Source organism: Asticcacaulis sp. MM231, from assembly GCF_964186625.1.
Lineage (GTDB): Bacteria > Pseudomonadota > Alphaproteobacteria > Caulobacterales > Caulobacteraceae > Asticcacaulis.
The window spans coordinates 2085624-2102665 of the sequence record NZ_OZ075108.1 but is presented as its reverse complement, the minus strand read 5'-3'; the positions used below and the strand labels follow the sequence as shown (position 1 = coordinate 2102665).

At 58.4% G+C, this 17042-nt stretch carries 16 protein-coding genes and 1 tRNA gene; 14 read left to right on the top strand and 3 right to left on the bottom strand.

Annotation, left to right across the window (positions count from 1 at the left end; translation table 11 throughout):
• Positions 1-141 precede the first annotated feature (141 nt).
• The 7 genes from ABQ278_RS10310 (at position 142) to nusG (ending at position 8126) form a co-directional block, all read left to right on the top strand.
• Positions 142-2343, top strand: a complete 2202-nt coding sequence (locus tag ABQ278_RS10310) for a DPP IV N-terminal domain-containing protein (RefSeq protein WP_349322143.1) — start codon at positions 142-144, stop codon at positions 2341-2343.
• 151 nt (positions 2344-2494) lie between these two features.
• Positions 2495-3331, top strand: a complete 837-nt coding sequence (locus ABQ278_RS10305; RefSeq protein WP_349319515.1) for a GIN domain-containing protein — start codon at positions 2495-2497, stop codon at positions 3329-3331.
• Between the two features lie 401 nt (positions 3332-3732).
• A complete protein-coding gene (locus tag ABQ278_RS10300) occupies positions 3733-5529 on the top strand; it encodes a DUF3857 domain-containing protein (protein ID WP_349319514.1) in 1797 nt (598 codons plus the stop codon).
• 84 nt (positions 5530-5613) lie between these two features.
• On the top strand, positions 5614-6819 hold the full coding sequence (locus ABQ278_RS10295; RefSeq protein WP_349319513.1) for an endo-1,4-beta-xylanase: 1206 nt from the start codon (positions 5614-5616) through the stop codon (positions 6817-6819).
• A gap of 161 nt (positions 6820-6980) precedes the next feature.
• Positions 6981-7056: transfer RNA gene (locus ABQ278_RS10290), tRNA-Trp, on the top strand.
• 161 nt (positions 7057-7217) lie between these two features.
• A complete protein-coding gene (gene secE / locus ABQ278_RS10285) occupies positions 7218-7535 on the top strand; it encodes a preprotein translocase subunit SecE (protein ID WP_162149114.1) in 318 nt (105 codons plus the stop codon).
• A 12-nt stretch (positions 7536-7547) separates the two neighbouring features.
• Complete coding sequence (gene nusG, locus ABQ278_RS10280) at positions 7548-8126, top strand: transcription termination/antitermination protein NusG (protein ID WP_349319512.1); 579 nt, start codon at positions 7548-7550, stop codon at positions 8124-8126.
• 57 nt (positions 8127-8183) lie between these two features.
• On the opposite strand, the gene ABQ278_RS10275 is transcribed toward nusG, so the two are convergent.
• Entirely contained in the window at positions 8184-10976 is a 2793-nt protein-coding gene (locus ABQ278_RS10275; RefSeq protein ID WP_349322142.1) for a pitrilysin family protein, read from the bottom strand.
• Between the two features lie 302 nt (positions 10977-11278).
• Between ABQ278_RS10275 and rplK the strand changes: the two genes are divergently transcribed.
• The 3 genes from rplK to ABQ278_RS10260 all read left to right on the top strand — a co-directional run bounded on the left by rplK (position 11279) and on the right by ABQ278_RS10260 (position 13911).
• Positions 11279-11707 (top strand): 50S ribosomal protein L11, encoded by a 429-nt coding sequence (gene rplK / locus ABQ278_RS10270; RefSeq protein ID WP_018080329.1) that lies wholly within the window; start codon positions 11279-11281, stop codon positions 11705-11707.
• 1 nt (position 11708) lies between these two features.
• Entirely contained in the window at positions 11709-12395 is a 687-nt protein-coding gene (rplA, locus tag ABQ278_RS10265; protein ID WP_349319511.1) for a 50S ribosomal protein L1, read from the top strand.
• Positions 12396-12972: 577 nt separating this feature from the next.
• Positions 12973-13911 (top strand): hypothetical protein, encoded by a 939-nt coding sequence (locus tag ABQ278_RS10260; protein WP_349319510.1) that lies wholly within the window; start codon positions 12973-12975, stop codon positions 13909-13911.
• On the opposite strand, the gene ABQ278_RS10255 is transcribed toward ABQ278_RS10260, so the two are convergent.
• Together ABQ278_RS10255 and ABQ278_RS10250 are read right to left on the bottom strand one after the other, a co-directional pair.
• Complete coding sequence (locus ABQ278_RS10255) at positions 13908-14594, bottom strand: helix-turn-helix domain-containing protein (RefSeq protein ID WP_349319509.1); 687 nt, start codon at positions 14592-14594, stop codon at positions 13908-13910. The two genes, ABQ278_RS10260 and ABQ278_RS10255, sit on opposite strands and share 4 nt — an antisense overlap.
• On the bottom strand, positions 14575-14901 hold the full coding sequence (locus tag ABQ278_RS10250; RefSeq protein WP_349319508.1) for a hypothetical protein: 327 nt from the start codon (positions 14899-14901) through the stop codon (positions 14575-14577). Before ABQ278_RS10250 ends, ABQ278_RS10255 begins: the two co-directional genes overlap by 20 nt.
• Before the next feature lie 63 nt (positions 14902-14964).
• Between ABQ278_RS10250 and ABQ278_RS10245 the strand changes: the two genes are divergently transcribed.
• The 4 genes from ABQ278_RS10245 (at position 14965) to rplL (ending at position 16923) form a co-directional block, all read left to right on the top strand.
• Entirely contained in the window at positions 14965-15357 is a 393-nt protein-coding gene (locus ABQ278_RS10245) for a rhodanese-like domain-containing protein (protein WP_349319507.1), read from the top strand.
• Positions 15357-15599: a DUF1272 domain-containing protein gene (locus ABQ278_RS10240; RefSeq protein WP_349322141.1), complete on the top strand. Its 243-nt coding sequence runs from the start codon at positions 15357-15359 to the stop codon at positions 15597-15599. Before ABQ278_RS10245 ends, ABQ278_RS10240 begins: the two co-directional genes overlap by 1 nt.
• A 376-nt stretch (positions 15600-15975) precedes the next feature.
• On the top strand, positions 15976-16488 hold the full coding sequence (rplJ, locus tag ABQ278_RS10235) for a 50S ribosomal protein L10 (protein ID WP_349319506.1): 513 nt from the start codon (positions 15976-15978) through the stop codon (positions 16486-16488).
• A gap of 51 nt (positions 16489-16539) precedes the next feature.
• Complete coding sequence (gene rplL / locus ABQ278_RS10230; protein ID WP_018080322.1) at positions 16540-16923, top strand: 50S ribosomal protein L7/L12; 384 nt, start codon at positions 16540-16542, stop codon at positions 16921-16923.
• The last annotated feature ends 119 nt before the right edge of the window (positions 16924-17042 follow it).

Here is a 17042-nt window from a genome sequence, read left to right as displayed (position 1 = left end):
TTGGTCGTATCGGCTGCAACCGCTTGACGCAGGCGTCAGGCACGGACTAGCTTCGCCGCCTTGGCCTATGTTGGGAGCGCGCCTGTGAAATTCGTCCGTTTACCCCTGATCCTGATGGGATCGTTTTTGATGACCACCACCATGATGACGGGAGCCACGATGGCGCAGACACCAGTCGCCAGCGCGCAACAGGCCTATCTTACGCCAGAGCGCGTTTTCGCCGATCCGGCGCTTTCCGGTCCCGGCGCCGGCGGCGTCAAGCTATCGCCCGACGGCACTCTGTTGACCTGGCTGAAGCCCAAGGATAGCGATCATAACATTCAGGACCTGTGGGCCGTGCCTGTGAAGGGCGGCGAGCCGTTTCTCTTGGTCGACGCCAACAGCCTGTCCTCGGCGGACAAGGCGCTTTCCGAGGCCGAGAAGTCGCGCCGTGAGCGGATGCGCGTGTCGGCGCGTGGCGTCGTGGCCTACGAATGGTCGGAGAACAGCCAGTCGATCCTGCTGCCGCTCGATGGCGACATCTATCTCGTCGATCGCGCCAGCAAAAAGGTCAGCCGCCTGACCGAAACCGCCGGGGATGAGGTGGACGCCAAGCTTTCGCCCAAGGGCGGCGCGGTCGCCTTTGTCCGTGACCAGACCCTGTACCTCAAGGATCTGAAGGGGGGAACCGAGACTCAATTGTCGCCGAAGGGCGAGGGCACGACTACCTACGCTACGGCCGAGTTTATCGCCGAGGAAGAACTTGATCGTCACACCGGCTATTGGTGGAGCCCGCTGGCGACCCAGATCGTCTACCAGAAGACCGACGAAAGCGGCGTCGATATCGCCCAGCGCGTCGAGATCGGCGGCGAAGGCGTCAAGATTATTGATCAGCGTTATCCGTTTGCCGGCAAGCCTAACGCTGTGGTCGAACTGTACGTCAAGACGCTTGGCGGCGGCGATGTGAAGGTGGATCTCGGCAGCAATCCGGATATCTATCTGGCGCGGGTCAACTGGGCAAAGGATGGCAAGAGTTTCTACGTTCAGCGCCTGAGCCGCGACCAGCACACGCTGGACCTGCTTCAGGTCGATCCGGTGACTGGCGTTTCAAAAGTCATCCTGTCGGAGGAATCTGACACCTGGGTTGAACTGCACGATGATTTCCGTCTGCTGGCCGATGGCAGCTTCATCTGGTCGTCCGAGCGCGATGGCAACAAGCACGTCTATTCCTATGGCTCAGACGGCAAACTGATCCGTCAGGTGACACATGGCGACTGGCCGGTCGATAAACTGGCCGATATCAATGAAAAGACCGGCGAGCTATATTTCGAGGCCTCGAAGGAGACACCGATCGAGCACGGCCTGTACAAGGTCAGCTACAAGACGCCGGGTGAGCCGGTGGCCCTGACAAAGGCCGGCGGCTGGTGGGCGGCTTCGGTCTCCGGCGGCGGCGCGGCCTTTATCGGCAGCTATTCCGATCCGCAGACCCCGCCGCAAAGCGCGCTTTACGATGGCACGGGCAAGCGCCTGCGCTGGATCGAGGAAAACAAGCTCGATGCCAAACATCCCTATTATCCGTACAAGGACGCCTACAGCCAGCCGGAATTCGGCGAACTGACGGCGGCCGATGGCGAAAAGCTGGAATACTACCTCCTCAAGCCGCGCGGTTTCGACCCGGCGAAAAAGTATCCGGTCATCGTGTCGATTTACGGTGGTCCTGCGGCCAAGACGGTCAAGAAGACCTGGGTCTCGCCGGCCACGCGTCTGTGGCAGGAAGCCGGCTATATCGTCTTCTCGCTCGATAACCGCGGCACCCCCGGTCGTTCGGTCAAGTTTGGTCGCTCGATCTACAAGTCGTTTGGCGGGCCGGATATCGATGATCAGATCATGGGTGCCAACTGGCTGAAAACCCTGCCCTATGTCGATGCTGACCATATCGGCATCACCGGCTGGTCACAGGGCGGGTTCGTGACGCTGATGGCGATGACCGCCAAGGATACGCCGTTTGCTGCCGGCGCCGCGGGTGCGCCGCCGTCGCAATGGCAGCTTTATGATACCGCCTACACCGAGCGTTACATGTCGACGCCGCAGGATAATCCGAAAGGCTATGCCGGCGGCGATGTGCTGAACCGCATCGATAACCTCAAGCCCGGTGCGCTGATGCTGATGCACGGTATGGCCGATGACAATGTGCAACTCACCAACTCGACACGGGTGATGGCGGCCCTGCAAAAGAAGGGCGTACCGTTCGAACTGATGCTCTATCCGGGCGAGCGGCACGGCCTCAAGGGCAATGAACGCAATTTGCAGAAGTTCCGGCTGCAGCTTGATTTCTTCAATCGCAAGCTCAAAGCTCGTTCGTAAAACATATCAGGCGGGTCCTTCAGTGGCCCGCCTTTTTCATATCTGAGATTACAAACGCTTCATGACAGCTAATTAAGTTGTATCCGGCGTTCCCTGTGACCAAAATGTGTTCATAGCTTCCGGAGAGGAGGCACCACAAAGGAATGCGAGCATGAAAACTTTTGCCCTGATCACCACCGCTTCGGTCTGCGCCCTGGGCCTGATGGCCGCCAATGCTGCTTCGGCCCATACCGAGGTTGAACTGACCAACATCGCCGCCCGCGTTGTTGTGACGCCGGAAAATCGCGATGATGTCGAGTTGAAGGTCGTCTACGGCACGGCCAAGGTGCCGGTCATCATGGTGCGCACCAAGGGCAATACGCTGGTGGCCGATGGCAAGCTAAAAAGCCGCAATCTGAACTGCAAGGCCGGCGGTGTGACGATCGCCGGGCTGGGGCCGGTGGCCAATGCCGATCTGCCGACCGTCTATATCAAGGTGCCTCTCGACGCCAAGGTCTCGGCCGGCGGCGCCACCTACGGCACGGTTGGCGCCAGCAAGACGCTGGAATTCAGCGAAGGCGGTTGCGGTAACTGGCAGATTGCAAGTGTGGCAGGTCAGGCCCAGGTCAATATCGGCGGTTCCGGCGACATCAATCTGGTCGATACGGCCGACGCCGAAGTCAATATCGGTGGTTCTGGCAACTTTACCGCCAACTCGGTGGGTGCGCTTGAGGCCAATATCGGCGGCAATGGCGATATCGCCATCAATAAGGTCAATGGCCCGATCTCGGTCAATATCGGTGGTTCCGGCAATGTGAAGCTGGCCAGCGGAACGGCACCGAGCATGGAAGTCAATATCGCCGGCTCGGGTGATGTCCGCTTTGGCGGTGAAGCGAAGGGGCTTGAGGTCAATATCGTCGGTTCGGGCGATGTGCGAGTCCGGTCGGTGAGCGGCAATATCGAGAAGTCGATCATGGGCTCGGGTAATGTCATCGTCGGTCAATGGTAACTCCAAGCTGCATGAACATGCAGCTTGGCAAGGGCAAGGCCCGTCCGAGCTTATGCGAGGAGCCAAGCGGCGCTTGAGCTAAAAACAATGAATTTCTCCCACCGGATAAATCCTTGCTTTAGCCCTTTACAGGCTTAACCCCTGTGTTAACGATTTAGCCCGGCGGAGCGACCCTCTGCCGGGCTTGAAGTTTTTTGGGGGCGGAAAACGTGTTTGAGGAAGAGGTCAGGCGGCGCATACATTTTGCTCCTGAGCCCGCATGGGTCAAGATTTAGGATTTCAAGCGCCCGGCCACGCTCGATCAATCCAAGGCGCCCTACGGTTTCTATACCTGGCTGGTTGATGATCAGTCGCGACTCGATCTGCATCCGCACCGCTATAACCGCACCATCGAAGAGGTGGTGAACCTCTCGGCCATGAGCTATCTGGCCAATGTCACTCTGCCGTTCAATCCCTATTATGACGACCTGACCATCCACCATATCCGCATCCTGCGCGGCGATGAGGTGATCGAGGTCGACGTCAAATCACGCTATATCGTCATGCGCCGCGAGCGCAGTTTCGAACGTCTGGTGCTCGATGGCCGCTGGACCATGGCCATCACCCTGCCGGACGTGCGGGTGGGGGATATCATCGACACCGCCATGACGCTTGCCGGTGATCCGGCCTGCTTTCAGGGCGAATTTTCGGTACCGGTGATGTTGCAGAACGTCATCTACTGGGACAAGCGCCACGCCCGCCTGCTGGTCCCGCCGCAGCGCCAGATCTATATGCGGCCGTTTCCGCTCGGCTGGACCGAACCCAAGGTCAGCAAACTGGACGATGGCTACAGCGAAATCCTGTTCGAGGCCGAGCATATCCGTGAGTGCGACTACGAGTTCGACAGCCCCGGCTGGGTGATGCCGGTGCGCGGCGCCTATGCCTCCAGTATCGACAACTGGCCGCGCGTCGGCGATGTCATGCGCACCGGCTTTGAGGGCGATAACAACTATCCCGAAGGCCTGCTGGCGGTCATCCAGCAGATCGAGGCGGATCACGACAAGGTGGCCGATCGCATTGTCGCCGCCGTGCGCTGGGTGCAGGAAAGCATCCGTTACTTCGCCTTTTCGTTCGGGGAGGGCGGTTTTGTGCCGCGCACCCTGAAGGAGATCTATGCCGACCGCATCGGCGACTGCAAGGACGTGTCGAAAATGATCGCGGCCATGCTGACCAAGATGGGGGTGGAAAGCTGGCCGGCCCTGGTTGATACCAAGCGCGGCTTCGACCTGATCAACACCCAGCCGCGGCTGGGGTCCTTCAACCACTGTATCTCCATGTGCGTTCACGAAGGGCGCATGTACTGGTTCGAGGGCACGTCGGATGTGGCGCAGGGCGGCGATCTGGCCCATATGGCGCAGAATGATCTCGGCTACGCCCTGATCCTCAAGCCGGGCGGCGACCTGGTCCGTATGATGGACAAGCAGCCGGCGCTGGATTACGAGGTTCGAGAGGTTATCCATCTGCCCGAAAAGAAGGGTGAGGAGACCCTCATTGAGATCGACTACATCTATCGCGGTGCCCGCGCCGATGGCGTGCGACGCGAGTTGCGCCATCAGAGCCTGACAAGCTATGTCGAGGATCGCTGCGCCCTGTTCAGCTATATCTACGGTATGAACATGTGCGCTATCCCGCAGATGATCGACGATCGCGGCCTCAATGAAATCACCATTACCACCCTGGTCACGACCGATAACCCGTGGCACCGAGGCGGTGGCGACAAGGTCTTCTTCAGTCCGGAATCGGGTTTCGACTATGTGCTGGAAGAGCCGGAAGGCCACCGGCGCTTTCCGTTCGATATCGGCGATGTCCGCGAAGGCCGGATCACCACCCTGATCAAAACCGGCCTGACCCTGGTCTGGCCCGAAAAAGCGAAGGTATGGGATTTCGGCGGGCTTCGCCTCAGTTTCACACCACGGCAGACGGCCGAAGGCTATGAGGCGGTACGTGACTACACTGTCGTCAGGCCGTGGCTTTCCGCCGATGAGAAGATGGCGCTGGATCGCGCCTATAGCGAGATTGGCACCTATGATCGCATGAGTATCTGCGTGCCGGCGCAACCGGCGCTCTCATGGCTGCCGGGCTTTATCACCCGCGCTGCGATCTGGGGCGGTCTTCCGCTGGCGGGTGTCGCCATCTGGCTCATCGCCCGTTTACTGTAGGCGTTTGACACACCTGACATAATCTTCTTACATGGCGTCAAGAGGCGCACCAAGCGCCTCATGATAAGATCACGGGAGAAGATTATGACGCCAGTTAACCGCCGGTCGCTGTTGTTTACGGTTGCCGCCTCGTCTCTGGTCGCGGCCTGCGGCGGTGGAGGCGGGGGTGGCAGTTCCAGCGGTGGCGGTAGCAGTTCGTCTTCCTCTGCCTCCAGTTCATCCTCAATTCCGGGCCGTGTCTTGCCCGATCCGGCCAGCGCGCCGGCGCTGAAGACCTTTTTCGCCGGCAAGTTCAAAATCGGCATGGCGGCCGACTTCGGCACCGCCAATGAGACGGGCGCCAAAGCGGTTCTGCTCAAGCACGCCAACAGCCTCACCGCCGAGAGCGTCATGAAGGCCAGCCCGATCGGCGTCAGCCCCGGTGTTTATAATTTCGCGCCGGCCGATGATCTGATCGCTTTCGCTCAGGCGAATGGAATCGAGGTGCGGGGGCACGCGCTGGTGTGGCACCAGACGTCGCCGTCGTGGTTCTTCGATGGCGACCGCACGGATATGACCGCTTACAAGGCACTGGTGCGGGCACGTCTCGAAACCTACATTACCGACGTGGTCACCCACTTCAAAGGCAAGGTCTATTGCTGGGATGTGGTCAACGAGGCAACGCGCGATGATGCCTCGGGCACCTACCGTGACTCGGAGTGGTATCGTCTGTTCGGGTCTGATTTCATCGACTACGCTTTTCATGCAGCCCGCGCCGCTGATCCTGCGGTGCAGTTGTTCATCAATGACTATTCGACGGAAGATGCCGGCAAGCGCGGGCGTCTGATGACCATTGTTCAGGGCATGATCGATCGTGGTGTGCCTGTTGATGGCGTTGGGCATCAGATGCACATCAGTATCAGTTATCCATCGGCGGCGCAGGTCGAAGCCGCCCTGGCCGATGTCGAGGCCAAGGGATTGATCAACCACATCACCGAAATGGATGTATCGCTCTATAACGATCCGGGCAGTTGCTTTGATACACCATCGACCTGTCTGGCAGCGCTTGCGCCGGGCACGGCGGCCTATAATTCGGCGCTTCAGGCCCAGGCCTTGAAATACCGCGAACTCTTTACGGTGTTTGCTGCCCATGCCTCCGTCAAGTCGGTGACGACGTGGGGTATAACGGACAAGAGTACGTGGCTAAATACCTATCCGGTCACACGCGCGAACTGGCCCTTATTGTTCGATACCTCGGCTAATCCTAAGTCTGCCTTGTGGGCGATCGTTGATCCAGCGTTTGCGCCGTAATCAAAGCGCCGGCCATGATGACCTGGGGCACTGCCGGATTTGCTGTGAAAAATGCTGAATAATTGCTGCTTTGCCTGTTGCACGTTCGCCCAAGCACTGATAAACCGCACGCCTCCCATGGATGTGCCAAGGCTTACGCACTGGTCTTCCTTGAGAACTGCAGGGGTGTAGTTCAGCTGGTAGAGCGTCGGTCTCCAAAACCGGATGTCGTGGGTTCGAATCCCTCCGCCCCTGCCAATCTCCTTCGGAACGCATCCGAAAAGTGTCGTACAAATGACTTTGTGCACTCTTCTATGCGGGCCCCATAATTTGGAGGCTTGAAAATTCGTTTTCGAGCCTCATTTCTGTTGTTCGGAAGTCGCGCAATGCGGCGCTAACATAAGATAGGCGTTTTGACGGTGAAGAAACCAGAGACCAAGACAAAGACCGTTGAGCCGGGCCGCAAGGTCGCGATCGGCAAGATTGCACCGGCGGCTGCCAGTGGTAATGCCGCGACGGCGGATGCGGTCAAGACGCCGAAGAAGCCTTTCAATCCGGCGAAGTTCTTCAAGGAAGTTCAGAACGAGGCCAAGCGCATCACCTGGACGTCGCGCAAGGAAGTCTGGATCACCACCGTGATGGTGCTGATCATGGTCGTGCTGGCCGGTGTTTTCTTCTTTGTTATTGACGGCGCTCTCGGCTTCCTGACAAACTATGTCACCAAAATCGGCCAATAAGGACTAACTTACATGGCAAATCCTGCTCCCGCCGAAACGGCTGTCACGTCCAACCCGAACCACAAGTGGTACATCGTCCACGCCTATTCCAACTTCGAGAAGAAGGTGGCTGAGGCGCTGCGCGATCAGGCCAAGAGCCAGGGTCTGGAGGACAAGTTCTCGGAAATCCTCGTACCGACCGAAGAGGTCGTCGAGATTCGCCGTGGCCGCAAATTCAATTCTGAGCGCAAGTTCTTCCCCGGCTACGTGCTGGTGAAGATGCAGCTTTCCGATGAAGCCTATCACCTCGTCAAGAACACGCCGAAGGTCACCGGCTTCCTTGGTTCGGGCGCGAAGCCCATGCCGGTGTCGCAAAAGGAAGTCGATCGTATCCTTGGCAACTCGGCCGCCGCGGTTGAGCGTCCGAAGCCCGTCCTGTCGTTCGACATCGGCGAAAAGGTCAAGATTACGTCCGGCCACTTTGCCTCGTTCGATGGCGTTGTTGAGTTGGTCGATCAGGAACACGCCCGTCTGCGCGTTTCGGTGTCGATCTTCGGTCGCGCCACGCCGGTCGAACTGGAATACGCTCAGGTCGAGAAGACCGGCGTTTAATCCAGTCTGGATTATCTTTCAAAAAAAGCGCTCCGGTTTTCCGGAGCGTTTTTTTTATCATTTTGACGTCAGGTCGGGTCGGTCCAGATCCAGTTCGCTTTGCGGAATAAGCTCCGCCTTTGGCAGGGCCGTACCGATGGCGTCCCCCATCTTCTTGCGATCCCCGACGATGATAACGCTGGCAGCGGCGGGGGCGAGGTGGGTTTTGGCAAAGGCGCTGACCTGTGCCGGCGTGACAGCCGTAACCTTGGCCGTATAGCGCTGGATTTCGGTCAGATCGATACCGTAGAAGGCCAGGTCGCCCAGCACATTGGCCAGTCCGTCAGCGCTGCTTAAGGCGCGGCCATAGCCACCCATCAGCACCGATTTGCGCGCCGTCATCTCGTCCGCCCCGACAGGCTCGCTCCCCAGACGCGTCATCTCGGTCTTGATCAGGCCCACCACCTCGGCTGCCGATTTGTTCTTGGTCTGAGTGGCCGCCGTGAAACCACCAGTGGTTTGGCGTGGCGACAGGCCCGAACTTGCGCCATAGGAAAGCCCTCTCTTGATGCGGATTTCCTGATTGAGGCGCGCTGAATAACCACCGCCGAGCACCGTATTTGCCACCAGTCCGGGATAGTAGTCGACGGCCTTGCGTGAAATGGCTGTTTTGGCGACGAAAACCGCCGCCTGGCCGGTGCCTGGCAGATCGATGATGAGATCGCGCGGTGCGGCGGTCGGGGTGACGGCCGGCGCGGTCCGTGCGGCGCCGGCGGGTGCTTTCCAGTCGCCAAAGGTCTTGCGGGCGAGCGCGAACCCTTCCTCCGGCGTGATATCGCCGGTCAACACAAGCACGGCATTATCCGGACGCCAGGCCGAGTCATGGAAGCGCACGAGGTCGTCACGCCCGATCTTCGGCAGGGAATTCGGTGTGCCGCCGATGACGTGTCCCATCGGCGTGCCGGCGTAGAGCACCGGGGCGGAAATATAGCCCGCCAGGGTACTGGGGCGTTGATAATTGACTTTCAGGTCATCGAGCGTTTGCGTGCGTACCCGCTCGATCTCCTCGGCGCTGAAGGCCGGGTGTTGGGCGACGTCGGCCATGATATCGAGGGCCGGCACCAGGTTCGTCTTCACGACATTGAGGCGCAGCGATGATAACTCCCAGTCTGAACCGGCCGAAAGCTCGGTGCCGAGCGCCTCGCTTTGCACCGCGATGTCCTGCGACGAACGGGTAGCGGTACCTTCGGTTATGACATTGGCCATCAGGCTGGCGGTTCCGCCCTTGCCGGCCGGGTCGGACGAAGCGCCCGCCTTGGCCAGCAGTCGCACCGCGACCAGCGGCAGATCGGAACTATGGGCGACAATGACCTTGAGGCCATTGGGCAAAACCTGTTCGCTTGGCACCGGCAGTACCGGGTCGACGGCCTTGCCAAGTGGCGGCATCGCCTCACGTTGGTCGGCGGGACGCAGGGCATAGACCTCGCCGGTAAACTTGACACTGGCGACTGTCGGAACGATCGGCGTTGCTTCTGTTTCTCCCTTCGGGCGCTCGGACTCCGAAAGATAGCGAATGGTGGTCGAGCGGTTGGCCGCCAGATATTTACGCGCGGCCGCCTGAACATCGGCGGCCGTCACCGCCGACAGTTCGGCGACGGCGCTATTGGCGCGGGCGGCGTCACCCTCAATCAGCAGGGCGGCGCCAAGTGCAAACGCGCGATCATCGATGCTTTCACGATTGCGCACAGCGGCGGCGATGAGTTCCGTCTTGGCCTCTTCGAGTTCGCTGGCGGATACGGGCTTATCACGCAGTTCAGCGATCTGGGCGGCCAGCAAGGCTTCGCCTTCGGCGGGTGCCTTGCCATCCGACATGATGGCGCCGAAATAGATCAGACCGCCCTGCGCCGACATGTCGCCGTTTGACAGCACTTCAGTGGCGACCTGCTTGTCGTAGACGAGGCTGTTATAGAGCCGCGAAGACTTGCCGCTGGACATGATGGCATTGAGCACCTTCACGGCGGCGGCATCCTTGTCGGAAGCCTTAGGTCCAAGCCAGGTCATAACCACGGCGGGCAGAGGGACGTTGGGACCATAGGTGGTGACGGTTTTGGCGGCTGTACGTTCCGGTTCCACCGTCGTGACGCGGGGCAGGGGCGTCGACGGGTTTTTCAACTTGCCGAGATACTGATCGATCCAGAGATTGAGCTGGCTTTCGTCGAAATTGCCAACCACGATCAGGGCGGCGTTATCCGGGCGATAATAGGTGGCGTGGAAAGCGCGCACATCATCTATCGTCGCCGCGTCCAGTTCTTCGATCGAGCCGATGCCGGGGCGCTTGTAAGGATGCACAGCGTAAGAATATTGCGGAATATACAAGGAGAACAGGCGGCCATAGGGCTGGGCCAGCACCCCCTGGCGCAGTTCTTCCTTCACCACATCGCGCTCGGAGACGAAATTGGCCTGATCAACCACCAAGGCGCCAAGGCGTTGCGATTCCGCCCACAGAAGACGCTCCAGATGCTGGGCGGGCACCGTTTCAAAATAATTGGTGAGATCATCCCAGGTCGAGGCATTGTTGTTACCGCCGACGTCCTCGGTCAGGCGGTCCAGACTTTCGGGAGGCATGTCGCGGGTCGCCTTGAACATCAGGTGTTCGAACAGGTGGGCGAAACCTGAGCGACCGTTGGGATCGTCCTTGGAGCCGACGCCATACCACATCTGAATGGTGACGTTGGGCGTCGTGGTGTCGCGCGAATAGAAGACCTTCAAGCCGTTTGGCAAGGTGCGTGTTGTGTAAGGGATGGCCGGCACGTTTATCGGCGCTGTCGCGGGCGCCGCTTGCGCCGTGACCGTGGCCGGTATAGCCGCCATCAGCAGGGCGGCTATGGGCCAGGCAAGGGGCGAGCGGGATAGGTTGGTCATAAGCCTGGATTTCGTCATGTCTTGCCTGCTGGTGAAGGTTGAGAGTGGAACTATTCTCATGCCCGCGATATATGTAAAGACCCAAGTGCGGATAAGATTTGGCCTTATCTTGCAAGGGGATGGCTTGCCAAGCGGTATCAAACCCGCTATAGCGCCCGCTCTTCGTATCACAACGAGGATAAAACCGTGGGAGGAGAGATCCACACCACGGCTCACAATGTGCCTTTCCTTGGCACTCTAGGAGATATCTAATGGCTAAGAAAATCCTGGGCTATATCAAGCTCCAGGTGAAGGCCGGCTCTGCCACGCCTTCGCCCCCCATCGGTCCTGCACTGGGCCAACGCGGCGTTAACATCATGGGTTTCTGTAAGGAATTCAACGCCCGTACCGAAAACGTGGAAAAGGGTACGCCCCTGCCGACCATCATCACGGTCTATCAGGACAAGTCCTTTACCTTCGTCACGAAGACGCCGCCGGCGACCTTCTTCATCAAGCAAGCCCTGAACCTGAAGTCCGGTTCGAAGCTTCCCGGCCGCGAAGTCGCCGGTTCGATCACGCGCGGTCAGCTGCGCGATATCGCCGAAAAGAAGATGAAGGATTTGAGCGCAATCGACCTGGACGCCGCCACCCTGATCATTGAGGGTTCGGCACGTTCCATGGGCCTGAAGGTGGTGGATTAATATGACCAAAACTGCAAAACGCATTCAAGCCTGGAATGTCGACGTCAACAAGTCCTACGGTCTGACCGAAGCCCTCGGCGTGGTTAAGGCCAACGCCAAGGCGAAGTTCGACGAAACCGTTGAAATCTCCATCAATCTGGGCGTTGACCCACGTCACGCTGACCAGCAGGTCCGTGGCGTTGTCAACCTGCCGTCCGGCACCGGCAAGGACGTTCGCGTCGCCGTGTTCGCCAAGGACAAGAAAGCTGAAGAAGCTCTCGCTGCTGGCGCTGAAGTCGTTGGTGCCGAAGACCTGGTCGAAAAGATCATGGGCGGCTTCATGGATTTCGACCGCGTCATCGCGTCCCCGGACATGATGGCCCTGGTTGGTCGCCTCGGTAAGGTGCTTGGTCCCCGTGGCCTGATGCCGAACCCGAAGGTTGGCACCGTGACCCCGAACGTGGCTCAGGCCGTCAAGGACGCCAAGGGCGGCGCCGTTGAGTTCCGTGTCGAAAAGGCCGGTATCGTTCACGTCGGCGTCGGCAAGGTGAGCTTCACCACCGAAGCCCTCGAACTGAACGTCAAGGCTCTTGTTGATGCGCTGGTCAAGGCGCGTCCGTCGGGCGCCAAGGGCATGTACGTCAAGAAGATCGCTCTGTCTTCGACGATGGGCCCGGGCGTGAAGGTCGATACGGCCTCCGCTTCCTAAGCTGATCTTGCGACGGGGCGACCTGTTGTAAACATTTGAAAGCCGCTTCCGATCCGTCGGAGGCGGCTTTTTCTATGCCGAAGAGATTTCTAAATCAAAGCGAGTGTTCAAATTTGCAGGTCTTTGCAAAAAAGACGTGTGCAATATTACTTTTAATTCACTCGACTTGAATAAGCATTTATAGCATTTTTAGATCACGATATTTCGCCTTTGGATAACGTTGTTGTCTTTTTTAGTTTTCACGACATCTATAATTTAGGCGATGCTAGATAGTTTCAATTCTATATTTGAAACGCAGGGTTTATCTGAGTGAACTTCCTCTCCGGGTTGCCGCAGCTCAGGTAATGTGGGGGAGGGTGTAGGCGCACCTTCCCCTTTTTAGTATCCATCACCTGAAAACAGCAAACTCCTGGGCGGTTTGTGTAAACTGCGTCACAATATGCCTGTTTTGTCATTATTTACTCTGAACCGCAAAGTTCTGCTATAATCATAAAATCTGCATCCGCGCTCGAAGTCTCATCAGAATCAGCCCATCGTCTGGCTCTCTTATTTATGTAAGCGCAGGCTAGGGGCTGACATGTCCGTCTATGAAGCCATCTACAAGGTGATGCTGTCCGTTCCGAGCGGAACGGGTGAGATGCTGCCGCAGGTCAAGGACATCATTCGCACGACCGCCAGCCATAATCGCCAGGTCGTGCTGGCGTTTCCGCCAAAGGTTGGCGGCACCTTCATGCGCACCGCCTTGCTCCACCTGATGAGCAACAATTACCAGAGTTATCTGTCACGCGGCTCGTATGCCAATCTGGATCAGGCGCGCGATCTTTATTTCCCCACTGTGCTCAGCCAGCATATCATGCAAACGCCGCGTCCGTCTGCGGCGGTCATGCACCTGCATGTCTATCCCAATCGTCATGTCACCGACATGCTGGAAGCCTTCGACATTCCGGTGGTTCTGTCATCGCGTGATATTCTTGATACCCTGATCAGCAGCATCAATATGACCGATGATATGGAGATGGATCCCGACGTTTTTATCGATGATTCTATTATTACCAATGGCAAGCCGTTTCGTGAAATGTCCTCTGATGAGCGTCGCTACAGTGTGGTCCATTATGTGTCGCTGTGGTATGCGCGCTTCTATGGTCAATGGCTGCGCTATGACCGCGAATGTCGCGCCCAGGGCAAGCGCCCTCCGCTATGGCTGACCTATGAAGAACTCAAAGACGAGCCCCAGATGGTGCTGGCACGAATGGCGCGCCACGTTGATCCGAAGAACCACTATTCGGAAGACGACATCCGCAAGGCGCTGGCGCTGAGCATGATCGATAAGGAAGCCGTTCGCATCAACAAAGGGGTATCAGGACGCGGCAGCACCTACTTTACCCCTGAAGAGCAAAAAACGATCTTCGATATCGTCGGCAAGGCGGGCGAGGCCGATCTCATCCGCATGGGCGTCCTCAACGAAGACGCTCTGGCCAGGGTCGCCGCGTCGGCACGCAAAAAGGCGGAAGCTTAGGAGGCGCGGCTGAAGGTTTGTCGGTAGGCCGTGGGCGTCGTGCCCATCTGTTCGCGGAAATGATGGCGCAGATTGGTCGGTGTGCCGAAGCCGGTATGCTCGGCGATGCGCTCGATACTGACATCGCTGGTTTCCAGATGATCGCGCGCTTCGCATAGCCGCACATGCAGCAGCCACTTGGCCGGCGTCATGCCGGTGGCTTCGCTGAAGCGGCGCAGGAAAGTGCGCTCGCTCATGCCGGCGCGGCGGGCGAGATCGGGGATGCGGTGTTCCTGATGCAGGTTTTCACGCATATGATCGAGCAGGGGGCCAAGCCGGCCACTTTCATAATCAGTCGGCACGCTGCGCTCGATGAACTGGGCCTGACCACCATCGCGGTGCGGCGGCACGACCAGGCGACGCGCCACCTTATTGGCGGCCACCGGACCGAAATCGCGGCGGATCAGGTGCAGGCACAGGTCGATACCAGCAGCGCTGCCGGCCGAGGTCAGAATCTGCCCCTCATCGACATAGAGCACATCGGGGACGACCTGGATATCGGGATAGGCGGTCTTGACGTGATCGGTGTATTTCCAGTGCGTGGTGGCGCGTTTGCCGGTCAGCAGACCGCTGGCCGCCAGCACATAGACGCCTGAACAGATGGTCAGGATACGGGCGCCGCGTTTATGGGCCGAGAGCAGCATCTGAAGTCAGTTCGACGGGCACAGGGCGATCGACCGGCCAGCCCGGGATGATGACCGTGCCGGCGTCAGCGAAAGCTTCCAGTCCCGCATCGACCGCCACGCGAATACCGGCCGTGGTGCGCGCCGGCGCTCTTTCAAGGCTTGCAACTTGAAAGCTATACCAGTCGGAGCCCATTTCAGGGCGGTCAAGCCCGAACAGTTCGACGGCAATGCTGAACTCGAACAGAGGCATGCCATCAAAGGCGAGGAGGGCGACTTTGCGATTGAGTGCGGGTGTCTTTGGCATGATCTGTTTTATAGTTGTCATTTACGCCATCTTCAAGCGACAATCCACCGATGGCATGGTGAAGCGTCAACAGGAGACTTTACCATGCCAACCACCTATCCCGCCGCCACACCCGAAGATGTCATCACCGTCTACAGCGCCAGACTGGCCATGGAGACCGATTGCGCCGATGTTCATGCCGCCCTGTCACAAGGCGTGACCGATTTCGTTCTGCTTCATGCCGTGGGCACACTCGAAGCCTTCAACCGCCGCCATATCCCCGGTGCGCATCATTTGCCGCATCGCCAGCTTTCGGAGGCAGCTCTGGCAAAATGGCCAGGCGATAAACTGTTTGTCGTCTATTGCGCCGGACCGCATTGTAACGGCGCCGATCAGGCCATGCTGAAACTGGCCAAACTCGGGCGTCGTGCAAAGCTGATGATCGGCGGACTGACCGGCTGGGCCGACGAGGGCTTTGCCTTTGCGGAAAGCGCGTGATGCTGGAGCTGCGTCCGAATTGCGAGGGCTGCGACAGGGATCTTCCGCCCGACGCACGCGACGCCATGATCTGTACGTTTGAATGCACCTTTTGCAGCGCCTGCGTGGAAGCTATATTGCAGGGCGCCTGTCCGAACTGCGGTGGCGGCTTCGAGCGCCGTCCCATTCGTCCGGCGGGAAAGCTTGTGCTTTATCCGGCCTCGACGCAGCGCAGGGGCAACAAATCGCTTCTCGCCCCTTGATTTACGACAGCTTTGCTTGTAAAGGGCGCACCTCGGCTTGGAGAAGCGTACTCCGGCTTCGAGGACCTGGACGCCTAACAGCGCTCAGGCAGCGAAGCGGTAGCGCAACTTTAATGTCGTTCTGTCCGAGACTTTCGACGATCAGGGGTCGCCTGGTCATAATATCTGAGAGCCCTCAGGTTTCGAAATTAGACGGGACGCGAAACGCCATCGAAGTTTACCTGTCTTTCCTTAAGTGTGGAAGTCTGGTGCCTTTGGGTGATCAGCATCTCATCTCGACAGCGACTATAGCGTTTGGGGATTTCCTCAGGGGCTTATGTCATTTGTTTTGTCTTTCCGGATTTCCCCGGGAGACGTCACCCCATGGAGGCCAGCAATGGACCGCGCAAAAAAGGCTGAGTTGATCGAGGAGCTCAAGAGCGTCTTCGCCGATAACGCCACCGTGGTTGTTACCCAGTATACGGGTATGACCTTTGTGGAAATGTCTGATCTTCGTACCCGTCTTCGTAAAGAAGGCGCCGTGCTGAAGGTGTTTAAGAACCGTCTGGCTCAAAAGGCCCTGGCTGGCTCGGCTGGTGAAAAGGGCGATGCCCTCTTCAAAGGCCCTGTCGCTCTGGTCTATTCGGCTGATCCGGTTACCGCTGCGAAAATTTCGGCCCAATACGCCAAAGAAAATGACAAGCTCAAGATCATTGGCGGTCTGTTCGGTACGGAAGTTCTCACGGCTGACGGCGTCAAGGCTCTGGCCACGCTTCCGTCGCTCGACGAACTGCGCGGCAAGCTTGTCGGCCTGCTTCAGGCACCTGCGACCAAGATCGCCGGTATCCTGGTGGCGCCGGCTGGTCAATTGGCCCGCGTGGTCAAGGCCTACTCAGACAAAGCCGCTTAAACAAACTCATTCATTACACATATCCAACTCTAAACCTTTTAAGGAAATCACATGTCCAAGTTAGACCAATTGGTTGCCGACCTGTCGGCTCTGTCCGTTCTGGAAGCCGCTGAGCTCTCCAAGATGCTCGAAGAAAAGTGGGGCGTTTCCGCCGCTGCTCCGGTTGCCGTTGCTGCCGCCGGTGGCGCTGCTGCTGCTCCTGCCGAAGCTGCTGAAGAGCAAACCGAATTCACCGTCACCATCGTTGATGGCGGCGACAAGAAGATCAACGTGATCAAGGAAATCCGTGGCATCCGTGCCGATTTGGGCCTGAAGGAAGCTAAGGACCTGGTCGAAGGCGCTCCTGCCGTCGTGAAGGAAAACATTTCGAAGCAAGAAGCTGCCGACATCAAGAAGAAGCTTGAAGACGCCGGCGCCAAGGTCGAAGTGAAGTAATTTTGGCGTTTGCCAGAATTTAAAAGAACAGGCCCGGAAGTTCGCTTCCGGGCCTGTTTTTATGTGTTTCGAGGCCCAAGAATAAGCATCAGGCAATTCCTGCTTGACTCTTTCAAAAT

Coding starts and splice junctions, on each gene's coding strand:
- rplA (WP_349319511.1), top strand. CDS start 11,709: ATGACCAAAACTGCAAAACGCATTCAAGCCTGGAATGTCGACGTCAAC.
- ABQ278_RS10255 (WP_349319509.1), bottom strand. CDS start 14,594: ATGCTGCTCTCGGCCCATAAACGCGGCGCCCGTATCCTGACCATCTGT.
- rplL (WP_018080322.1), top strand. CDS start 16,540: ATGTCCAAGTTAGACCAATTGGTTGCCGACCTGTCGGCTCTGTCCGTT.
- ABQ278_RS10240 (WP_349322141.1), top strand. CDS start 15,357: ATGCTGGAGCTGCGTCCGAATTGCGAGGGCTGCGACAGGGATCTTCCG.
- ABQ278_RS10310 (WP_349322143.1), top strand. CDS start 142: ATGATGACGGGAGCCACGATGGCGCAGACACCAGTCGCCAGCGCGCAA.
- ABQ278_RS10245 (WP_349319507.1), top strand. CDS start 14,965: ATGCCAACCACCTATCCCGCCGCCACACCCGAAGATGTCATCACCGTC.
- ABQ278_RS10305 (WP_349319515.1), top strand. CDS start 2,495: ATGAAAACTTTTGCCCTGATCACCACCGCTTCGGTCTGCGCCCTGGGC.
- nusG (WP_349319512.1), top strand. CDS start 7,548: ATGGCAAATCCTGCTCCCGCCGAAACGGCTGTCACGTCCAACCCGAAC.
- ABQ278_RS10250 (WP_349319508.1), bottom strand. CDS start 14,901: ATGACAACTATAAAACAGATCATGCCAAAGACACCCGCACTCAATCGC.
- ABQ278_RS10295 (WP_349319513.1), top strand. CDS start 5,614: ATGACGCCAGTTAACCGCCGGTCGCTGTTGTTTACGGTTGCCGCCTCG.
- rplK (WP_018080329.1), top strand. CDS start 11,279: ATGGCTAAGAAAATCCTGGGCTATATCAAGCTCCAGGTGAAGGCCGGC.
- rplJ (WP_349319506.1), top strand. CDS start 15,976: ATGGACCGCGCAAAAAAGGCTGAGTTGATCGAGGAGCTCAAGAGCGTC.
- ABQ278_RS10260 (WP_349319510.1), top strand. CDS start 12,973: ATGTCCGTCTATGAAGCCATCTACAAGGTGATGCTGTCCGTTCCGAGC.
- ABQ278_RS10275 (WP_349322142.1), bottom strand. CDS start 10,976: ATGGCGGCTATACCGGCCACGGTCACGGCGCAAGCGGCGCCCGCGACA.